14 protein-coding genes are annotated in these 14,919 nt (G+C 62.5%); 5 read left to right on the forward strand and 9 right to left on the reverse strand.

What is annotated here, in order from left to right:
• The first annotated feature begins 19 nt into the window (after positions 1-19).
• The gene (locus ACQRBT_RS21905) at positions 20-628 is read left to right on the forward strand and encodes a LysE family translocator (RefSeq protein WP_060752740.1); all 609 of its coding nucleotides are present in this window, start codon (positions 20-22) and stop codon (positions 626-628) included.
• 395 nt (positions 629-1,023) lie between these two features.
• Positions 1,024-2,007, forward strand: coding sequence for a GlxA family transcriptional regulator (locus ACQRBT_RS21910; protein ID WP_060752741.1), 984 nt, complete (start codon positions 1,024-1,026; stop codon positions 2,005-2,007).
• 122 nt (positions 2,008-2,129) lie between these two features.
• On the opposite strand, the gene ACQRBT_RS21915 is transcribed toward ACQRBT_RS21910, so the two are convergent.
• The 5 genes from ACQRBT_RS21915 to ACQRBT_RS21935 are packed head-to-tail and all read right to left on the reverse strand — an operon-like array spanning position 2,130 to position 8,569.
• Complete coding sequence (locus ACQRBT_RS21915; protein WP_412046113.1) at positions 2,130-3,389, reverse strand: NAD(P)/FAD-dependent oxidoreductase; 1,260 nt, start codon at positions 3,387-3,389, stop codon at positions 2,130-2,132.
• A gap of 2 nt (positions 3,390-3,391) precedes the next feature.
• Complete coding sequence (locus tag ACQRBT_RS21920; RefSeq protein ID WP_412046112.1) at positions 3,392-4,963, reverse strand: aldehyde dehydrogenase (NADP(+)); 1,572 nt, start codon at positions 4,961-4,963, stop codon at positions 3,392-3,394.
• 59 nt (positions 4,964-5,022) lie between these two features.
• On the reverse strand, positions 5,023-5,970 hold the full coding sequence (locus ACQRBT_RS21925; RefSeq protein WP_412046111.1) for a dihydrodipicolinate synthase family protein: 948 nt from the start codon (positions 5,968-5,970) through the stop codon (positions 5,023-5,025).
• Between the two features lie 35 nt (positions 5,971-6,005).
• Positions 6,006-6,932 (reverse strand): 4-hydroxyproline epimerase, encoded by a 927-nt coding sequence (locus ACQRBT_RS21930; RefSeq protein ID WP_412046110.1) that lies wholly within the window; start codon positions 6,930-6,932, stop codon positions 6,006-6,008.
• A gap of 11 nt (positions 6,933-6,943) precedes the next feature.
• Positions 6,944-8,569 (reverse strand): APC family permease, encoded by a 1,626-nt coding sequence (locus tag ACQRBT_RS21935; protein WP_060752746.1) that lies wholly within the window; start codon positions 8,567-8,569, stop codon positions 6,944-6,946.
• Positions 8,570-8,756: 187 nt separating this feature from the next.
• On the opposite strand from ACQRBT_RS21935, the gene ACQRBT_RS21940 reads away from it, so the two are divergent.
• Positions 8,757-9,515 (forward strand): helix-turn-helix transcriptional regulator, encoded by a 759-nt coding sequence (locus ACQRBT_RS21940; protein WP_412046109.1) that lies wholly within the window; start codon positions 8,757-8,759, stop codon positions 9,513-9,515.
• Positions 9,516-9,599: 84 nt separating this feature from the next.
• Entirely contained in the window at positions 9,600-11,666 is a 2,067-nt protein-coding gene (gene treS, locus ACQRBT_RS21945) for a maltose alpha-D-glucosyltransferase (RefSeq protein ID WP_412046108.1), read from the forward strand.
• On the opposite strand, the gene ACQRBT_RS21950 is transcribed toward treS, so the two are convergent.
• The gene (locus ACQRBT_RS21950; protein WP_161547914.1) at positions 11,644-12,258 is read right to left on the reverse strand and encodes a cysteine hydrolase; all 615 of its coding nucleotides are present in this window, start codon (positions 12,256-12,258) and stop codon (positions 11,644-11,646) included. The genes treS and ACQRBT_RS21950 overlap by 23 nt on opposite strands.
• A 141-nt stretch (positions 12,259-12,399) precedes the next feature.
• On the opposite strand from ACQRBT_RS21950, the gene ACQRBT_RS21955 reads away from it, so the two are divergent.
• Positions 12,400-13,269: an alpha/beta hydrolase family protein gene (locus ACQRBT_RS21955; protein ID WP_412046107.1), complete on the forward strand. Its 870-nt coding sequence runs from the start codon at positions 12,400-12,402 to the stop codon at positions 13,267-13,269.
• A 5-nt stretch (positions 13,270-13,274) separates the two neighbouring features.
• On the opposite strand, the gene ACQRBT_RS21960 is transcribed toward ACQRBT_RS21955, so the two are convergent.
• The 3 genes from ACQRBT_RS21960 to ACQRBT_RS21970 are packed head-to-tail and all read right to left on the reverse strand — an operon-like array spanning position 13,275 to position 14,863.
• Positions 13,275-14,018: a 2OG-Fe(II) oxygenase gene (locus ACQRBT_RS21960; protein ID WP_412046106.1), complete on the reverse strand. Its 744-nt coding sequence runs from the start codon at positions 14,016-14,018 to the stop codon at positions 13,275-13,277.
• Positions 14,002-14,274 carry an Ada metal-binding domain-containing protein gene (locus ACQRBT_RS21965; RefSeq protein ID WP_412046105.1) on the reverse strand — a complete coding sequence of 91 codons (273 nt, stop codon included), beginning with the start codon at positions 14,272-14,274 and terminating at the stop codon, positions 14,002-14,004. Before ACQRBT_RS21965 ends, ACQRBT_RS21960 begins: the two co-directional genes overlap by 17 nt.
• Positions 14,267-14,863, reverse strand: coding sequence for a 2OG-Fe(II) oxygenase (locus tag ACQRBT_RS21970; protein WP_412046104.1), 597 nt, complete (start codon positions 14,861-14,863; stop codon positions 14,267-14,269). Before ACQRBT_RS21970 ends, ACQRBT_RS21965 begins: the two co-directional genes overlap by 8 nt.
• Between the last annotated feature and the right edge of the window lie 56 nt (positions 14,864-14,919).

Here is a 14,919-nt window from a genome sequence, read left to right on the forward strand (position 1 = left end):
ACCGCCAGGATGCCGCGCCATGTTCATGTCTACCAGCCTGCTGTCTGCCTTCGTGCTGTTCGCTTTCGTGTCCTCAATCACCCCGGGCCCCAACAACACCATGTTGCTGGCGTCGGGGGTGAACTTCGGGTTTCGCCGTTCGATGCCCCATGCCTTGGGGATCAGCATCGGCTTCATGGTGCTGGTGATTTCGGTCGGGCTGGGCCTGGGCGAGGTGTTCAAGCTGTTTCCGTGGGCCTACACGGTGTTGCGCTATATGGGCGCGACCTACTTGCTGTATCTGGCGTGGAAGATTGCGACTTCCGCGGGGATGTCCGACAGCAGTGATGAGCAGGGCAAGCCCATGACGTTCCTGGCGGCAGCGGCGTTTCAATGGGTCAACCCCAAGGCATGGATCATGGCGTTGGGCGCGATCACCACCTATACGCCGGCCGAGGGTTATATCACCAACGTGCTGGTGATCGCCCTGGTGTTTGCCGTGGTCAACTTGCCCAGCGTGTGTGTCTGGGTGGGCTGTGGCAGCGGCTTGCGCAATGTGTTGCGCGAGCCGCGATGGTTGCGGTTGTTCAACGGGTTGATGGCTGCGCTGCTGGTGGTGTCGTTGTATCCGATGCTCGCGGGCAGTTGATCGGCTTTAAACCGGGGATATGGTCGCCAGCATGCCGATACCGATGGTCAGCACCAGAAAGCCGAACAGGAAAAGTGCCATCTTGGTCATAACGCCTCCGAAGGGAAGGGGATGGCAGGAACCTGCCTGCCATGCTCGACAAGGGTGTCGGGAGTGAGGCTATTGTCCGCTCGGGGCCGATTTCGATACAGCGGCAGATGCGAAAGAAAAATCCGTATCAGATCACTCTGGGTGTGCAGCGGCGCGGGCTTGCAAAGGGGCCGTGTTTATAAAGATCAGCCCTGCATTCCACGTTTTCGCCGCTTTGACGCACCAATCCTCTAAGATGTCGCCCACAGCACTCAACAATAACAGTGGGCCGACCCTCGATGGAAAGACGCCAGTTCAGCGGTGGTATGAAAGGCAAGAACCTGCGCTACCTCAATGACTCTCCCCAACAGCCGTCGTCGCTCAAGCGCGTCGGCTTTTTGTTGCTTGAACATTTCTCCCTGCCCGCATTCACCCAGGCCCTCGATACGCTGATCACCGCCAACCTGTTGCGGCCCGAGCTGTTTACGACGCGTACTTTCGGCTTCAGCGATGCCGAGGTCATCAGCGACCTGGGCCTGGTGATCCGCCCCGATGCGCCCCTGCACGCGGCGGTATTGCAGGAGTTGGATCTATTGGTGGTGTGTGGTGGTTTTCGCACCGAACTCAAGGCGGGCGATGAGTTGATACAACTGCTGCGTACCGCCGACGAACTCGGTATCGGCCTCGCCGGCCTGTGGAATGGCGCCTGGTTCCTCGGGCGGGCCGGCCTGCTGGACGGGTACCGCTGCGCCATTCACCCGGAACATCGCCCGGCACTGGCGGAGGTGTCCAAGGCCGCCCAGGTCACCAGCGAGCCCTACGTGATCGACCGCGACCGCCTGACGGCTTCCAGCCCATCGGGAGCCTTCCATATGGCGCTCGACTGGATCAAGGAGCTGCATGGCAAGGCGCTGGTCGAAGGGATCGAAGACATCCTGGCCTTTGAAGAGTCGCGTTATCGCCGGATCAAACCCACCGAGAACGTCTGCGTCAGCGCGCCGTTGCGCGAGGTGGTGAAACTGATGGACGCCAACCTGGAAGAACCCCTCGAGCTCGACCAGTTGGCCGTGTACGCCGGCCGTTCGCGGCGTCAGCTGGAGCGTTTGTTCAAGGAGCAGTTGGGCACCACGCCGCAACGCTATTACATGGAATTGCGCGTGACCGAGGCGCGGCGGTTGCTGCAGCACACCGAGTTGTCCCAAGTCGATGTGCTGGTTGCGTGCGGGTTTGTGTCGCCGAGCCATTTCAGCAAGTGCTACAGCGCCTACTTCGGCTATCGGCCGTCGAAAGAGAAGCGACTGGTCAAGTAGCCCGCGCCAACGCCGCCCAGTGTGGGAGATGTCGAGCTTTAGCGAGGCTTCGATAGGGGCGGCACAATCGATAGAGACGTCACCTGACACACCGCCTTCGCAGCCTCGCTCAAGCTCGACTTTTAGAAACGCTCCAACCGATAGGCTCCCTGAGCCGGTAACCCAGGGTTCAGTGGTTCAGGTTTGAGCAGTTGCACGACCATTTCCGCCGTAACGGCCGCATGCGTCAGCCCCAGATGCTGATGGCCGAACGCAAGCAGCACCTTGCCATCAGCGACGCGATCAATGATCGGCAAAGAGTCGGGCAAAGACGGCCGAAAGCCCATCCAGGGCGTGGCGCCTTGCGTACTCAGGTCCTGGCGAAACAAGCCCTGGCTCAAGCGATGCAATTGCCAGGCGCGCTGCATATTCGGCGGGCGCAGCAGCCCGGCGAATTCCACCGTGCCTGCCAGGCGCAAGCCGCCGAGCATGGGCGTCATGATGAACTTGCGCTCAAAGGAGGTGACTGCGAACGGCAGGCGGTCTTGTTCATGAGGCAGCATCAGGTGATAGCCGCGCTCGGTGTCCAGCGGGACTTTTTTACCGGTCAGCGCAACGGTAAGCCGGGCCGAATGCGCACCGCAGGCAATCAGCACCTGGCGCGCCGTCAGCACGCCCTGGTCCGTCATCAACGAGACGCCATCGGCCTCGACACGCCCATCCACGACGCGCTGCTTGAGAAATTGCACACCCTGGGCCTTGGCGGCCTTGACCAGCTCGCCGACCACGTGAAAAGGGTCGAGAAAGTGGCCGGTGCCTGGAAAAAACAGCGCACCCTGGATGCTATCGCTCAATTGCGGCGCCGCCTGGCGCACCGCATCGCCTGACCAGACCGCCACCGCCACGTTTTGCTGCTGCATGCGCTCGCGCAACGCCTCAATGGCCGCATGCGACTCGGCGCGTTCATACACCAGCAACGAGCCGTCTGCACGCAGCAGTTGCGCTTGTTCAATCGACTGCAGCAAGCGCTGCCAGGCCCCGAGGCTGGCCTCATTGAGCGCACGGATGCCCGCCACCGTTTGCCGGTAGCGGGCCGGGCGCAGGTTCAGCAGCAGGCGCGCAAACCAGGGCAGGGCGCGCGGCAGGTATTTCCAGTCCAGGCGCAAGGGGCCCATGGGGTCCATCAGCATGGCCGGCAGGCGTTTGAGGATAGAACTATCGGCAATCGGGAACACCTGCTCGGTCGCCAGGTGCCCGGCATTGCCATAGGAGGCGCCCATGCCCGGGGCCTGCGGGTCGACGACTACCACGCGTTGGCCCTGACGCGCCAATTGCAGGGCACAGGCGACGCCGATAATGCCGGCGCCGACGACCGCGATATCGGCCGTGTTGGAAGCGCCCATGGCTACACCTCTCTCCGGCCGTTGAGCAAGCGCCGCAGCTGCAGCGGATTGGCCTGCTCAAGTGCGTAGGGCAGCAGGCTGTCCGGGAAGTCCTGATAACACACCGGGCGCAGGAAACGCAGGATCGCCGCCGTCCCCACCGAGGTACTGCGGGCGTCGGAGGTCGCCGGGAACGGGCCACCGTGGACCATGGCGTCGCAGACTTCCACGCCGGTCGGCCAGCCGTTGACCAGCAGGCGCCCGGCTTTGCGTTCAAGCACCGGCAGCAAGGCGCTGGCGCTGGCCAGGTCGGCTGCCTCCAGATGCAGGGTGGCGGTGAGCTGGCCTTCCAGATGCTCGCACACCTGGCGCACTTGCACATCGTCGGCACACACCACCAGCAGGGCACTGGCCCCGAAGATCTCCGCTTGCAGGTGCTGGTTGGCGAGAAACGCGTCGGCCTGGGTGATGAACAGATGCGCCTGGCCCTGGTTCGGACCGGTGGCCGGCAACCCCTGGGCGACGACCTGTGCATGTTCCGCCAGTGCACTCACACCGGTGGCATAGGCATTGAAAATGCCGGGCGTGAGCATGGTCTGCGCCGTGCAGCCTTGCAGTCGCTCGCTCGCGGCACCGATGAAGCGATCCAGCGCCTCGCCTGCGCGGGCAATCAACAAACCGGGGTTGGTACAAAACTGCCCGGCCCCCTGGGTCAACGACGCCACAAAGCCCTCAGCCAACGCGGATGCGCGGGCTTGCAGCGCTGCGGGGAACAACAACACCGGGTTGATCGAGCTCATCTCGGCATACACCGGGATGGGTTCGGGCCGCGCCTGCGCCGCCTGGGTCAAGGCCAGACCGCCGCTGCGCGAGCCGGTAAACCCGACGGCCTTGATCCGTGCGTCGGTCACCAGCGCGATTCCCACTTCACGGCCCGAACCGTACAGCAGGGAGAACACGCCCGGCGGCAGACCGCAGGCACTCACCGCCCGGGCCACTGCGCGCCCGACCAGCTCGCTGGTGCCTGGGTGCGCGCCGTGGGCCTTGACGATCACCGGGCATCCCGCCGCCAGCGCCGACGCGGTGTCACCGCCGGCCACGGAAAAGGCCAGCGGGAAATTACTCGCACCGAAAACCGCCACCGGTCCGAGCGGCACCTGGCGTTGGCGCAGGTCCGCACGCGGCAGCGGTTGTCGCGCAGGCTCAGCGGTATCCACGCGTACGTCCAGCCATTCACCCGCACGCACGGTGCGCGCGAAGGTGCGCAATTGCCCGCAGGTACGGCCGCACTCACCCTGGATGCGCTGGGGCGGCAGGCCGGTTTCGGCCACGGCGCGTTCGATCAGTTCATCGCCGAGCGCCTCGATGTGCTCGGCAATGCTTTCGAGAAAACTCGCACGAACCTCCAGTGAGGTTTCACGAAAGGTGTCGAACGCCGCCCAGGCCAGGGCACAGGCGCGTTCGACGTGCTCGCCACTGCCGCCGTGATAGGCGGGCTCCAGCGGCCTGTCGGTGGCGGGGTTGATGGCCCGGATCGCTTCGCGATTGCCGTAAACGGTGTGCTGTCCGATCAGCATACTGCCCGTCAGAGTCATGGAGTCGTCCTGCAAAAAAAGGAAGGGGCCGCCGTGACCGTCACGGCGGCGCGAAAGGCTCAGGCGACGTTCTGTTCAGCCGACCAGTTGGCGTACCACTGGCGGAACAGGGCGTACTGGTTTTCGGCGTAACGGCGTTGAGCGTCGCTGAGTACGTCGGTTTCATTGAAGTGCAGGGCGTATTGCCGCTCGCCGTTGAGGACCATCAGGTGCTTGTAATACAGCACCAGGTCGCAGCCTTCATCGAACGACGACAACACGCCCAGCGCCGCTTCCAGCTCACGGGCCAGGCGTCGAGCCTTGGCGTCGCCCTTGGCGGCTTGTTTGCTCAGTGCGACCAGTTGCAGCACTTCCCGAGGCAGCGCGTTGCCGATGCCGGTGATGGCGCCGGTGGCGTTGCAGTTGACGAAACCGTGGACCACTTGGGTGTCGACACCCACCATCAGGGTCACGTCATCGTCTTTGGAGGTGATATTTTCCGCCGCATAACGCAGGTCCGCGCCACCGCCGAATTCCTTGAAGCCGATCAGGTTCGGGTGTTCGCGGCGCAATTCGAAGAACAGGTCGGCGCGGGTGGCGAAACCGTAGTAAGGGCTGTTGTAGATCACCGCCGGCAGGTTCGGCGCCGCCTTGAGGATCGCCGCAAAGTGGGCCTTTTGCGCAGTGGCACTGGCACCACGCGACAGCACCCGGGGAATCACCATCAAACCGTGGGCGCCGACCTTGGCCGCATGGGCTGCGTGGGCCACCGCTTCACGGCTGTTCACTGCGCCGGTACCGACAATCGTCGGTACCCCGGCCGCTACCAGGCGTGCCACACCTTCCTGGCGTTCGGCTTCGGTGAGCAACGGCCAGTCGCCCATCGAGCCGCAATACACCACGGCGCTCATGCCGATATCGATCAGTTCGCGGCCTTTGGCAACCAGCGCATCGAAATCCGGTTTGCGTTCTGGAGTGCACGGGGTCATCAGGGCGGGGATGCAACCGGTGAAGATGTTGTCGCTCATTGTTTTAGCTCCGTTCAGTTGAAGAGGCGGGGGGCTCAGATGCCCCAGGCGAAAGGGTCCTGTGCGTCGATCAGCAAGGTGCTGTCGGCGGTCATATAGGCGCGGCCGGTAATGAAGGGGCGTACGTGTTCGCCGTCCCGTTCATAACGGCCTTCGAATTGGCTGCCGGTGATACTCGCTTGCACCCAGGTTTCACCCTCGGCGAGTTTTCCATCAGCGGCCAGGCACGCGAGCTTGGCGCTGGTGCCGGTGCCGCAAGGCGAGCGGTCGTAAGCCCCGCCGGGGCACATGACGAAGTTGCGGCTGTCGGCCTGGGCGTCATCGGCGAACAGTTCGATATGGTCGATCACGGCACCGTCTGCGCCAGAAATACCCTGGGTGCGCAGCGCCTTGAGCATCGTCCGGGTGTAGTCACTGAGGGCGTCGACGTTATCCATCTGCAGCGTCTGGCCGTGGTCCGACACCAGGAAAAACCAGTTGCCGCCCCAGGCGATATCGCCCTGCACCACGCCATGCCCAGGCACCTGCACCGACACGGCCTGGCGATAACGATAGGCCGGCACGTTGCGCAGGGTCACGGCGCCGTCGGCGTGCAGCGTGGCGGCGACCGGGCCGACCGGCGTGTCGATGTGGTGGACGCCGGGTGCGATATGCCCCAGGTGGTGCAGCGAGGCCACCAGGCCGATGGTGCCGTGGCCGCACATGCCGAGGTAGCCGGCGTTATTGAAGAAGATCACCCCGCAGGTCGCGCCGGGTGTGATCGGCGCGCAGTACAGCGCGCCGACCAGCACATCATTGCCACGCGGTTCGAGCAGGCAGGCGCGGCGCCATTGGTCGTGATGGGTGCGCAGATAGTCGAGTTTTTCGGCGAGGGTATCGCCGACCAGTTCAGGAAAGCCGTCCATGACCAGGCGTGTGGGTTCGCCGCCGGTGTGGGAGTCGATAACGTGCAACCGTTTCATAAAACGCTCCATCAAGGGGTAGCCGGGGACAGGGGGGCGCTGTAGTGCGTGGCGCTGACGGCTTCGCTTTCGTCGTCTTCGTTTTCCAGGCGCACGAGGTGCGCAGGCACGCCGGTGGCGGCGCCCCAGTAATAAATCCCCAGGGCGCACGCCGCGACGACCAGCGTGTCGAATGGATGACTGAGCACGCCGATGCCACCGAAACTGCCGAGCTTGGAGAGCAGGATGGTCACCGCGTAGAAACCGATCAGCCAGGCCGACGAGCGCACTTGCTGCTGCAGGTTCAGGTGCGCAGTCGGCACCCACCGGGCACACAGCAGGTACACCGCAAACATCAGGATTTGCAGGCCGAGCAGCCAGGACACGGTGCTCCAGCCGGACCAGTACACGATCAGTGCGGCAATGATGAACGACAGCGGGCCGAGCACCGCCATGCCCTTGACGCGGAACGGGCGCAGCATGTGCGGCGCATTGCGGCGCAGCGCGGCGACGGTCACCGGGGCTACCGCGTAACTGAGGATCAGGGCGGCGGAGACTACATTGATCAGCGCTTCCCAGGAGGGGAACGGCAGGGTCCAGAACACCGACAACCCAAAGGTCAGCCACAGCGCCGGGCGTGGGATGCCGGACTTTTCATCAATGCGGGTGAAGACCTTGAAGAAGGTGCCGGTCTGCGCCCAGCCGTACACCACACGCGGCGTGGCATTCATGTAGATATTGCCGCAGCCGCTGGGGGAGATCACCGCGTCGGCCACCACCAGGTACGCCAGCCAACCCACACCCAGCGCCAGGGCGATGTCGCGATACGGCAGGGCGAGTTCCTTGCTGATTCCGGCCCAGCCGTCGGCGAGCATTTGCGTCGGCACACCCCCGAGGAAGGCGGTTTGCAGCAACACGTAGATTGCGGTGGACAGCAACACCGAAAGGATCAGTGCAATCGGAATCGTGCGTTGCGGGTTCTTCACTTCACTGGCCACCGAGATGATCGGCGTCAGGCCCAGGTACGCGAAAATCACACCGCCGGCCGACACGGCCATTTCAATCCCCGAAAGACCAAAGGGCGCGAAGCCATGCACCTGGAAATTCTCCGGCTTGAAGAAGGTGAACAGTACGCCGATCACCAGCAGCGGCACGATGAACTTGAACACGCTCACCAGGTTATTGGCGATGGCGAAGGTTTTCACGCTGCGGTAGTTGAGGATGAAAAACAGGCACAGCAGGGCAAACTGCACCAGCCAACCGAGGGTGGTCGGGTCGCTGGAACCGGCTTGGGTCAGCTCGGGAAACCAGGCCGCCGCATATTGGCGCGAGGCAACCACTTCAATCGCCACCAGGCTGGAAAACGCGATCAGCGTGATAAAACCCATCAAGTAGCCGAGCAGTGGGCCGTGGGAATACACCGGGTAGCGCACCACCCCCCCGGCTCGGGGCAGGGCGGCGCCGAGTTCGCAGTACACAATGCCCAACAGCAGCACCGCGAAGCCACCCAGCAACCAGGAGAAAATCCCTGCGGGGCCGGCGATTGCAGACACGTGGCTGGCCGCAAACAACCAGCCCGAACCGAAGATGGCGCCCAGCCCGATAAAGGTGAGGTCCATCAGTGAAAGTTGTTTCTTGAACTTGCCTTGAGCAGACATGGCGGCGCCTTCTTGTGAGTTATTGGATAGGCATGCAGTGGCGCTATCCTGAACGCATCAAGGGGGGCGGCGATTGATGTTTTACGCGGATGTGAATGACGAATTCGGCACAATTTGCCGCGCTCGACAGGCGTGCGAACATGGCGCAATCTGCTCGGCGTCAAAGCCCAAACGAGCGGTTGAAATCATGATGCAGAGCGCGTTTACGGCCCTTCTCCAGGGGGCACGCCCACACAGCATCGAGCAGCTACTGGCGGGTATGGCGCAGCTGTTGCCGATGCTGGACGTGATCCCCAATGCCGCGATTTTCATCAAGGATGTCGACGCCCGTTACCTACTCGCCAACCACACGCTGGTGCAACGTTGCGGCCTCAAACAGCTGCAGCCGCTGTTGGGCAAGACCAGCGCCGAAGTGTTTCCGGCGCAGTTGGGGCCGGGTTACACCGATCAGGATCGGCGCGTGCTGGAGCAAGGGTATGTGCTGGAGGATCAGCTTGAACTGCACCTGTATGGCACTCGCGAGCCGGGCTGGTGCCTGACCCATAAATGGCCCTTGTATAACCACGAAAACCAGATCATCGGCTTGGCGGGCATTTCGGTAGACCTGCAGTCGGCCAGCGAAAAACATCCGGCCTATCAGCGGCTCGCGGCTGTGGACGAGTATATCCGGCACAACTTCAATCGACGTGTCACCCTCGGTGAGTTGACGCGCATTGCCGGCATTTCTGTGGCGCAGCTCGAGCGTTATTGCAAGCGTGTCTTCCACCTCACGCCGCGCCAGATGATCCAGAAGGTGCGCTTGGAGAACGCCCATCGGCTGCTGCATACCGAACTGCCGATCACCGATGTGGCATTGCAGTGCGGCTATACCGACCACAGTGCGTTTACCCGGCAGTTCAAGGCGTCGACCGGGTTCACCCCGCGCCAATATCGGCAGTTGGAATAGTTAGCGCCAACGCAATGCAACGAATGACCGCCGTTGACCCTCCTATGCTTACCAATACCCTTTCACCACACAGGTATCAGGCTTATGACGGCGGTAGACAACGATCATGTGAACTGGCTAGTTGAGCAATCGATGCTGCACGCGGCACGCCAGCGGGCCAAGCTGTATTCCGGGCAGGGGCGCTTGTGGCAGCAGCCCTACGCGCAGACCCGGCCCCGTGATGCGTCAGCGTTGTCGTCTGTGTGGTTTACCGCGTACCCGGCGTCTATCGTGACCCGTGAAGGCGGCACGGTGCTGGAGGCGTTGGGGGATGAAAGCCTGTGGCACGCGCTGTCCAAGATCGGTATTCAGGGGATTCACAACGGCCCGCTGAAAAAATCCGGCGGGCTTTCCGGTACCCGGCATACGCCGACCATCGACGGCAATTTCGACCGCATCAGCTTTGAAATCGACCCGGAGCTGGGCACCGACGCGCAGTTGCAAGCGTTGACGCGCATGGCCGCAGCGCACAACGCGGTGGTCATCGATGACGTCATCCCCTCGCACACCGGCAAAGGCGCGGATTTTCGCCTGGCCGAGATGGCCTACGAAGACTATCCCGGCCTTTACCACATGGTGGAAATCCGCGAGGAAGACTGGCCGTTGCTGCCGGACGTCGCCCCGGGCCGCGATGCGCAGAACCTCAGCCCGACCCAGGTCGACGCCTTGCGCGACAAGCATTACATCGTCGGCCAGCTGCAACGGGTGATCTTCTTCGAACCGGGAGTCAAGGAAACCGACTGGAGCGCAACGCCCGTGGTGCAAGGCGTGGACGGCAAGCCGCGGCGCTGGGTGTACTTGCATTACTTCAAGGAGGGGCAGCCTTCGCTCAACTGGCTGGACCCTTCGTTCGCCGCGCAGCAAATGATCATCGGTGACGCCTTGCATGCCATCGATGTGATGGGCTCCAAGATCCTGCGCCTGGACGCCAATGGCTTCCTGGGTGTGGAGCGCAAGCTTGATGGCACGGCCTGGTCGGAAAGCCATCCGCTGGCCGTCACCGGCAACCAGTTGTTGGGCGGGGCGATCCGCAAGGCGGGCGGCTTCAGCTTCCAGGAGTTGAACCTGACCGTGGACGATATCGCCGCCATGTCCCACGGCGGTGCGGACCTTTCCTATGACTTCATCACCCGGCCGGCCTACCAGCATGCCTTGCTGGTGGGAGACACGGAGTTTTTGCGCTTGATGCTGCGCGAGATGCACAGCCAGGGCATCGACCCCGGTTCGTTGATCCACGCGCTACAGAACCACGATGAACTGACCCTGGAGCTGGTGCATTTCTGGACCCTGCACGCCCATGACACTTATCTCTTTCAAGGCCAGACCTTCCCCGGCAATATCCTGCGCGAACACATCCGCGAGCAGATGTACGAACGCCTGGCCGGCGAACAGGCGCCGTATAACCTCAAGTTCGTGACCAACGGGGTGTCCTGCACCACGGCGAGCATCATCACGGCCGCCCTGGGTATTCGTGATCTGGAGGCGATCACCGCTGCCGATATCCGGCAGATCCGCCAGATACATCTGCTGCTGGCGATGTACAACGCGATGCAACCTGGGGTGTTCGCCTTGTCCGGCTGGGACCTGGTGGGCGCGTTGCCGTTGGCGGCGCAGCACGTGGCGCACCTGATGGCCGATGGCGACACACGCTGGATTCATCGCGGGGCCTACGACCTGGTGGACCTGAACCCGCAGGCCGAGCTGTCGGCGGGGCAAATGCCGCGCGCGCGAACCTTGTACGGCAATCTCAATGAACAGTTGCAGGACCCCGAATCGTTTGCCTCGCAACTGCAAAAGATCCTCGCGGTGCGCCGCGCCTATGACATTGCGGCCAGCCGTCAGATCCTGGTGCCGGACGTGGAGCATCCGGGCTTGCTGGTCATGGTTCACGAGTTGCCGGCGGGCAAGGGCACCCAGATCACAGCGCTCAACTTCGGCGCCACGCCGATTACCGAAACCTTGCACCTGCCGGATATCGCGCCAGGGCCGGTGGTCGACATCATCAACGAACGGGTTGAGGGCGACCTGACCGCCGAGGGGGAATTCACCCTCACGCTGGATGCCTATGAAGGCCTGGCGCTGCGGGTGGTCAGCCATTCTCCGATGCTTTGAGTGCCGTCAGAAACGCGCTGTGTTTGAGGGTTTGGGAAAACATCGGTAGCGTGAAGTGCTCGGCCGCGTGCTGTTGTTCATCGCTGAATGTGGCCGTGCAGTCGGTGAGGGTGATCACGTCGTAGCCTTTTTCGTAACCCGATCGAACCGTGCCTTCGACGCAGCAATTGGTCAGGAACCCCGCGACCACCAGGTTCTGGATGCCGTTGTTACGCAGCACCAGGTCCAGGCCGGTGCTGGCGAACGCGTCCAGCCCACGCTTGCCTTCGACCAGGATGTCGGCAGGGTCCCGGCTCAGGGCGTCGCTGATCTCGGCGCCCCAACTCCCGGCCCGGAAGGCGCCGGCGTCGACGACACCTTTGAGAATCCCGTAGGCGCGCAAGGTCAGCTCAGGGTAGCCGACGGCAAACTGGATCGGCATATGGATGATGGTCACGCCGAGCTTGCGCGCCTGCTCAATGGTGGTGGCAGTGTTGGCCAGCATGTTGGAGGTTTGCATCACGTCTTTCACGGCGTCGTGGAACACGCCACCGGACGTGGTGAAGTCGTTCTGGAATTCGATCAAGACGATTGCTGTTTTGTGGGCCTGCATGGTGTTTCTCCTGGTGCTGGAATAGGTGGGTGCGCTTAATCGTAGGCGATAGGCGTCGTCACTGCTGCGTCACGAGATGGCAACAGGGGACTGTCAAAGTGCCGCATCGGCACTCGGATGTGCTTTTTCCAGGATTGAATCATGCGCGGTTCCCTTAGCCTGTTATTGGGCCTGTTTGTGTTGTTGCCCACGCTCGTCCTCGCTGATGCCGTCAGCTTCACTACCCACGCAGTCCAATTTTCCAACGCCGGTATTACGCTCTCCGGCACGGCTTTACTGCCCGAGCATCCGGCTGTCGGTGTGGTGCTGGTGCACGGTTCCGGTCAGGAAAAGCGCATGATGAATTTCGCGACACTACTGGCGGGTCATGGCATTGCGGTACTGACCTATGACAAGCGCGGCGTCGGGCAATCGGAAGGTGTGTATGTCGGGCCGGAGGTTGGCACCAATAATCTCGATGCGGCCAACCTGCAAACCTTGGCTGGTGATGCGAACGCAGCGGTCGTGGCCTTATCAACCGAGGTTGCGGCCACTGCGCTGTCGATTGGGCTGGTGGGGTTCAGCCAGGCCGGCTGGGTCATTCCCATTGCGGCCGAGCACAACCGCGCCGTGAGCTTCATGGTGCTGTTCAGCGGGCCGCTGCTGACGACGCGTGAGCAGTTGCGCTTTCAGTTTCTGACCCAGGGCAAGGCGGATTTCTGGACCCAGTACAGTGAAGCGCAGGTGCGCAAACATATTGCGCAAGACCCTGACCGCTATCAGTTTGCCGACACTGATCCTCGTAATTCGCTGGCCAAGGTTGCGATTCCGGGCCTCTGGTTGCTGGGCGGCAAGGATCTGCAAACCCCGGCTTTTTTAGCGATGGAACGGTTGGACGCAATGAAGGCCAAGGGCAAACCGTTCGAATATCGACTGTATCCCGAGTTGGGTCACAACGTATCGCCGGGTGGCGCAGGCCCATCGGTCGACGATGCGCTGCAATGGCTCAAGGGCATGAAGGCTTCACATTGAGCGCATCATTTGGCATCGTGGAAAATAATCCCGAGGGTTCTGCGCTCGCCGCCATGCAGACGGCTGACCCCGTGGCGGACATTCACGCGGCAAAACCCTCGGGTTGAGCGCGCCGGTCGGCTGTTCACTGCGAAAATCAACGCCTGGCCCTGTTCAAGCGCGATGACCTCGGCCTGGCCGGGCTGGTTGGCGCGGGTCTGGGTGAGGACGAACTCGCCCCCGTCGAAATCCAGCCCTGGTTGATCCAGCAGAAACACGACCTGAAAAGGAAACACCTGCTCGCCATACAGGTCCTGGTGCAGGCAGGTGTAGTCATTTGCCCGATAGCGCAGCATCAGCGGCGTAGGCCTGCATTGGCCCGCCTGATGACAAACGGCTTTGAAGGCGTTGTGGGTTTCGGGAAACCGTTGGCCGACGTTCAATGCCGAGTGCCAGCGGTTGGCGATGGGCGCCAGGTGGCTGTACAGCCGAGTTCGCAGGCCTTCGACGATGGGGGGCAGGGGATAACGAAAGTACTGGTATTCACCTCGGCCGAAGGCATGACGCTCCATGACGACGCGGCTGCGAAAGTGCTCGCTGTTCGAGTAGAGCGCCGCCAGCTCCAGACAGGTCTGGCGAGTGAGCAAGGGTGGCAGTCGCGCAAACCCGTGGGTCATCAGTGCGGCTTCGATTATCTGCCAATCCAGCTCTTCCAGGCTGGCCCCAGGGGCACCCGGGACATCGAGCATCAGCTCATTTTGACGATTCATTGTGTTTCCATCGCTGATATTCGGCAGGCATGCAGATGGCGCAAGGGCGATAGCCGGCGGCGATTGCGCCGGACTCGTCGAGGAAAAATACGCGGTTTTTCACATAGCCCCCGCGCGCGATCGCTTGCAGCGCCGCTCGGCAATCGAGCGTGCCGTAACGTTTGCCCGTTCGGTGGCCGCCCAGCGTGCCCGGTCGAGTGCTGGGGCAGGGTTGGCCTGCTCGGTTCAATAGCATCCAGACACGCTCGTTATCCATGGACTCGCTCCGATGTGCAGTGAAAGTTCAGGAAAAACCCAACCCGCTCGCCGCTTCGAACCCGGCTGATAGCGCGTTTCATCGTGACGCGGTAGTAGCCCCTGCGGCCTTTGAAGGGCCGGTGCGCCGTGGTGATGATTGCGAGATCACCCAGCCGCAGGGGCACCACCATCGGGCGTGACTGCATCCTCGGCCGCTGTTCGATCAGCACCAACTCGCCGCCGGTGAAGTCCTGGCCTGGAGAGGACAGCAGGGCGGTCAACTGAAACGCAAACCCCCTTTCGTCATCGATGGCCTGCCCAAGCGGCAGAGACTCGCCTTCACGCAAGCACATCAGCGGCGAGGAGGGTTGCCGCTGATCGGTTGAGCGTTGGAGCGGGAAGCCGTAGGGCCTCCCGGCGATCAGGTTCCATTGGTTTGCGATCTGTGCCAGCGGCGCATAAAACTCCTGCCTGAGGCTGTTCAGCAGTGCCGGGAGCTGTTCCCGCGCCCTGTTGGGTGGGCCCAGGAAACCCGGCAGCACGGCGAAGCCTTGCTGGTCGAGCTCCACGCGGATACTTTGCCAATCCAGGGTGTCGATTCGGTTCATGCGGGCTTCCTTCGTTCGACGGCCATTACCGGTGTCGCGGCCGTAAACACAGCGTA

The sequence above is a fragment of the Pseudomonas sp. R19M genome (assembly GCF_050312585.1).
GTDB lineage: Bacteria > Pseudomonadota > Gammaproteobacteria > Pseudomonadales > Pseudomonadaceae > Aquipseudomonas > Aquipseudomonas palleroniana.

Excerpts from the sequence above, each read along its gene's own strand:
- ACQRBT_RS21950 (WP_161547914.1), bottom strand. The coding sequence starts at position 12,258 with ATGCAGGCCCACAAAACAGCAATCGTCTTGATCGAATTCCAGAACGAC.
- ACQRBT_RS21960 (WP_412046106.1), bottom strand. The coding sequence starts at position 14,018 with ATGAATCGTCAAAATGAGCTGATGCTCGATGTCCCGGGTGCCCCTGGG.
- ACQRBT_RS21970 (WP_412046104.1), bottom strand. The coding sequence starts at position 14,863 with ATGAACCGAATCGACACCCTGGATTGGCAAAGTATCCGCGTGGAGCTC.
- ACQRBT_RS21915 (WP_412046113.1), bottom strand. The coding sequence starts at position 3,389 with ATGGGCGCTTCCAACACGGCCGATATCGCGGTCGTCGGCGCCGGCATT.
- treS (WP_412046108.1), top strand. The coding sequence starts at position 9,600 with ATGACGGCGGTAGACAACGATCATGTGAACTGGCTAGTTGAGCAATCG.
- ACQRBT_RS21925 (WP_412046111.1), bottom strand. The coding sequence starts at position 5,970 with ATGAGCGACAACATCTTCACCGGTTGCATCCCCGCCCTGATGACCCCG.
- ACQRBT_RS21955 (WP_412046107.1), top strand. The coding sequence starts at position 12,400 with ATGCGCGGTTCCCTTAGCCTGTTATTGGGCCTGTTTGTGTTGTTGCCC.
- ACQRBT_RS21935 (WP_060752746.1), bottom strand. The coding sequence starts at position 8,569 with ATGTCTGCTCAAGGCAAGTTCAAGAAACAACTTTCACTGATGGACCTC.
- ACQRBT_RS21940 (WP_412046109.1), top strand. The coding sequence starts at position 8,757 with ATGATGCAGAGCGCGTTTACGGCCCTTCTCCAGGGGGCACGCCCACAC.
- ACQRBT_RS21910 (WP_060752741.1), top strand. The coding sequence starts at position 1,024 with ATGAAAGGCAAGAACCTGCGCTACCTCAATGACTCTCCCCAACAGCCG.
- ACQRBT_RS21920 (WP_412046112.1), bottom strand. The coding sequence starts at position 4,963 with ATGACTCTGACGGGCAGTATGCTGATCGGACAGCACACCGTTTACGGC.
- ACQRBT_RS21965 (WP_412046105.1), bottom strand. The coding sequence starts at position 14,274 with ATGGATAACGAGCGTGTCTGGATGCTATTGAACCGAGCAGGCCAACCC.
- ACQRBT_RS21930 (WP_412046110.1), bottom strand. The coding sequence starts at position 6,932 with ATGAAACGGTTGCACGTTATCGACTCCCACACCGGCGGCGAACCCACA.
- ACQRBT_RS21905 (WP_060752740.1), top strand. The coding sequence starts at position 20 with ATGTTCATGTCTACCAGCCTGCTGTCTGCCTTCGTGCTGTTCGCTTTC.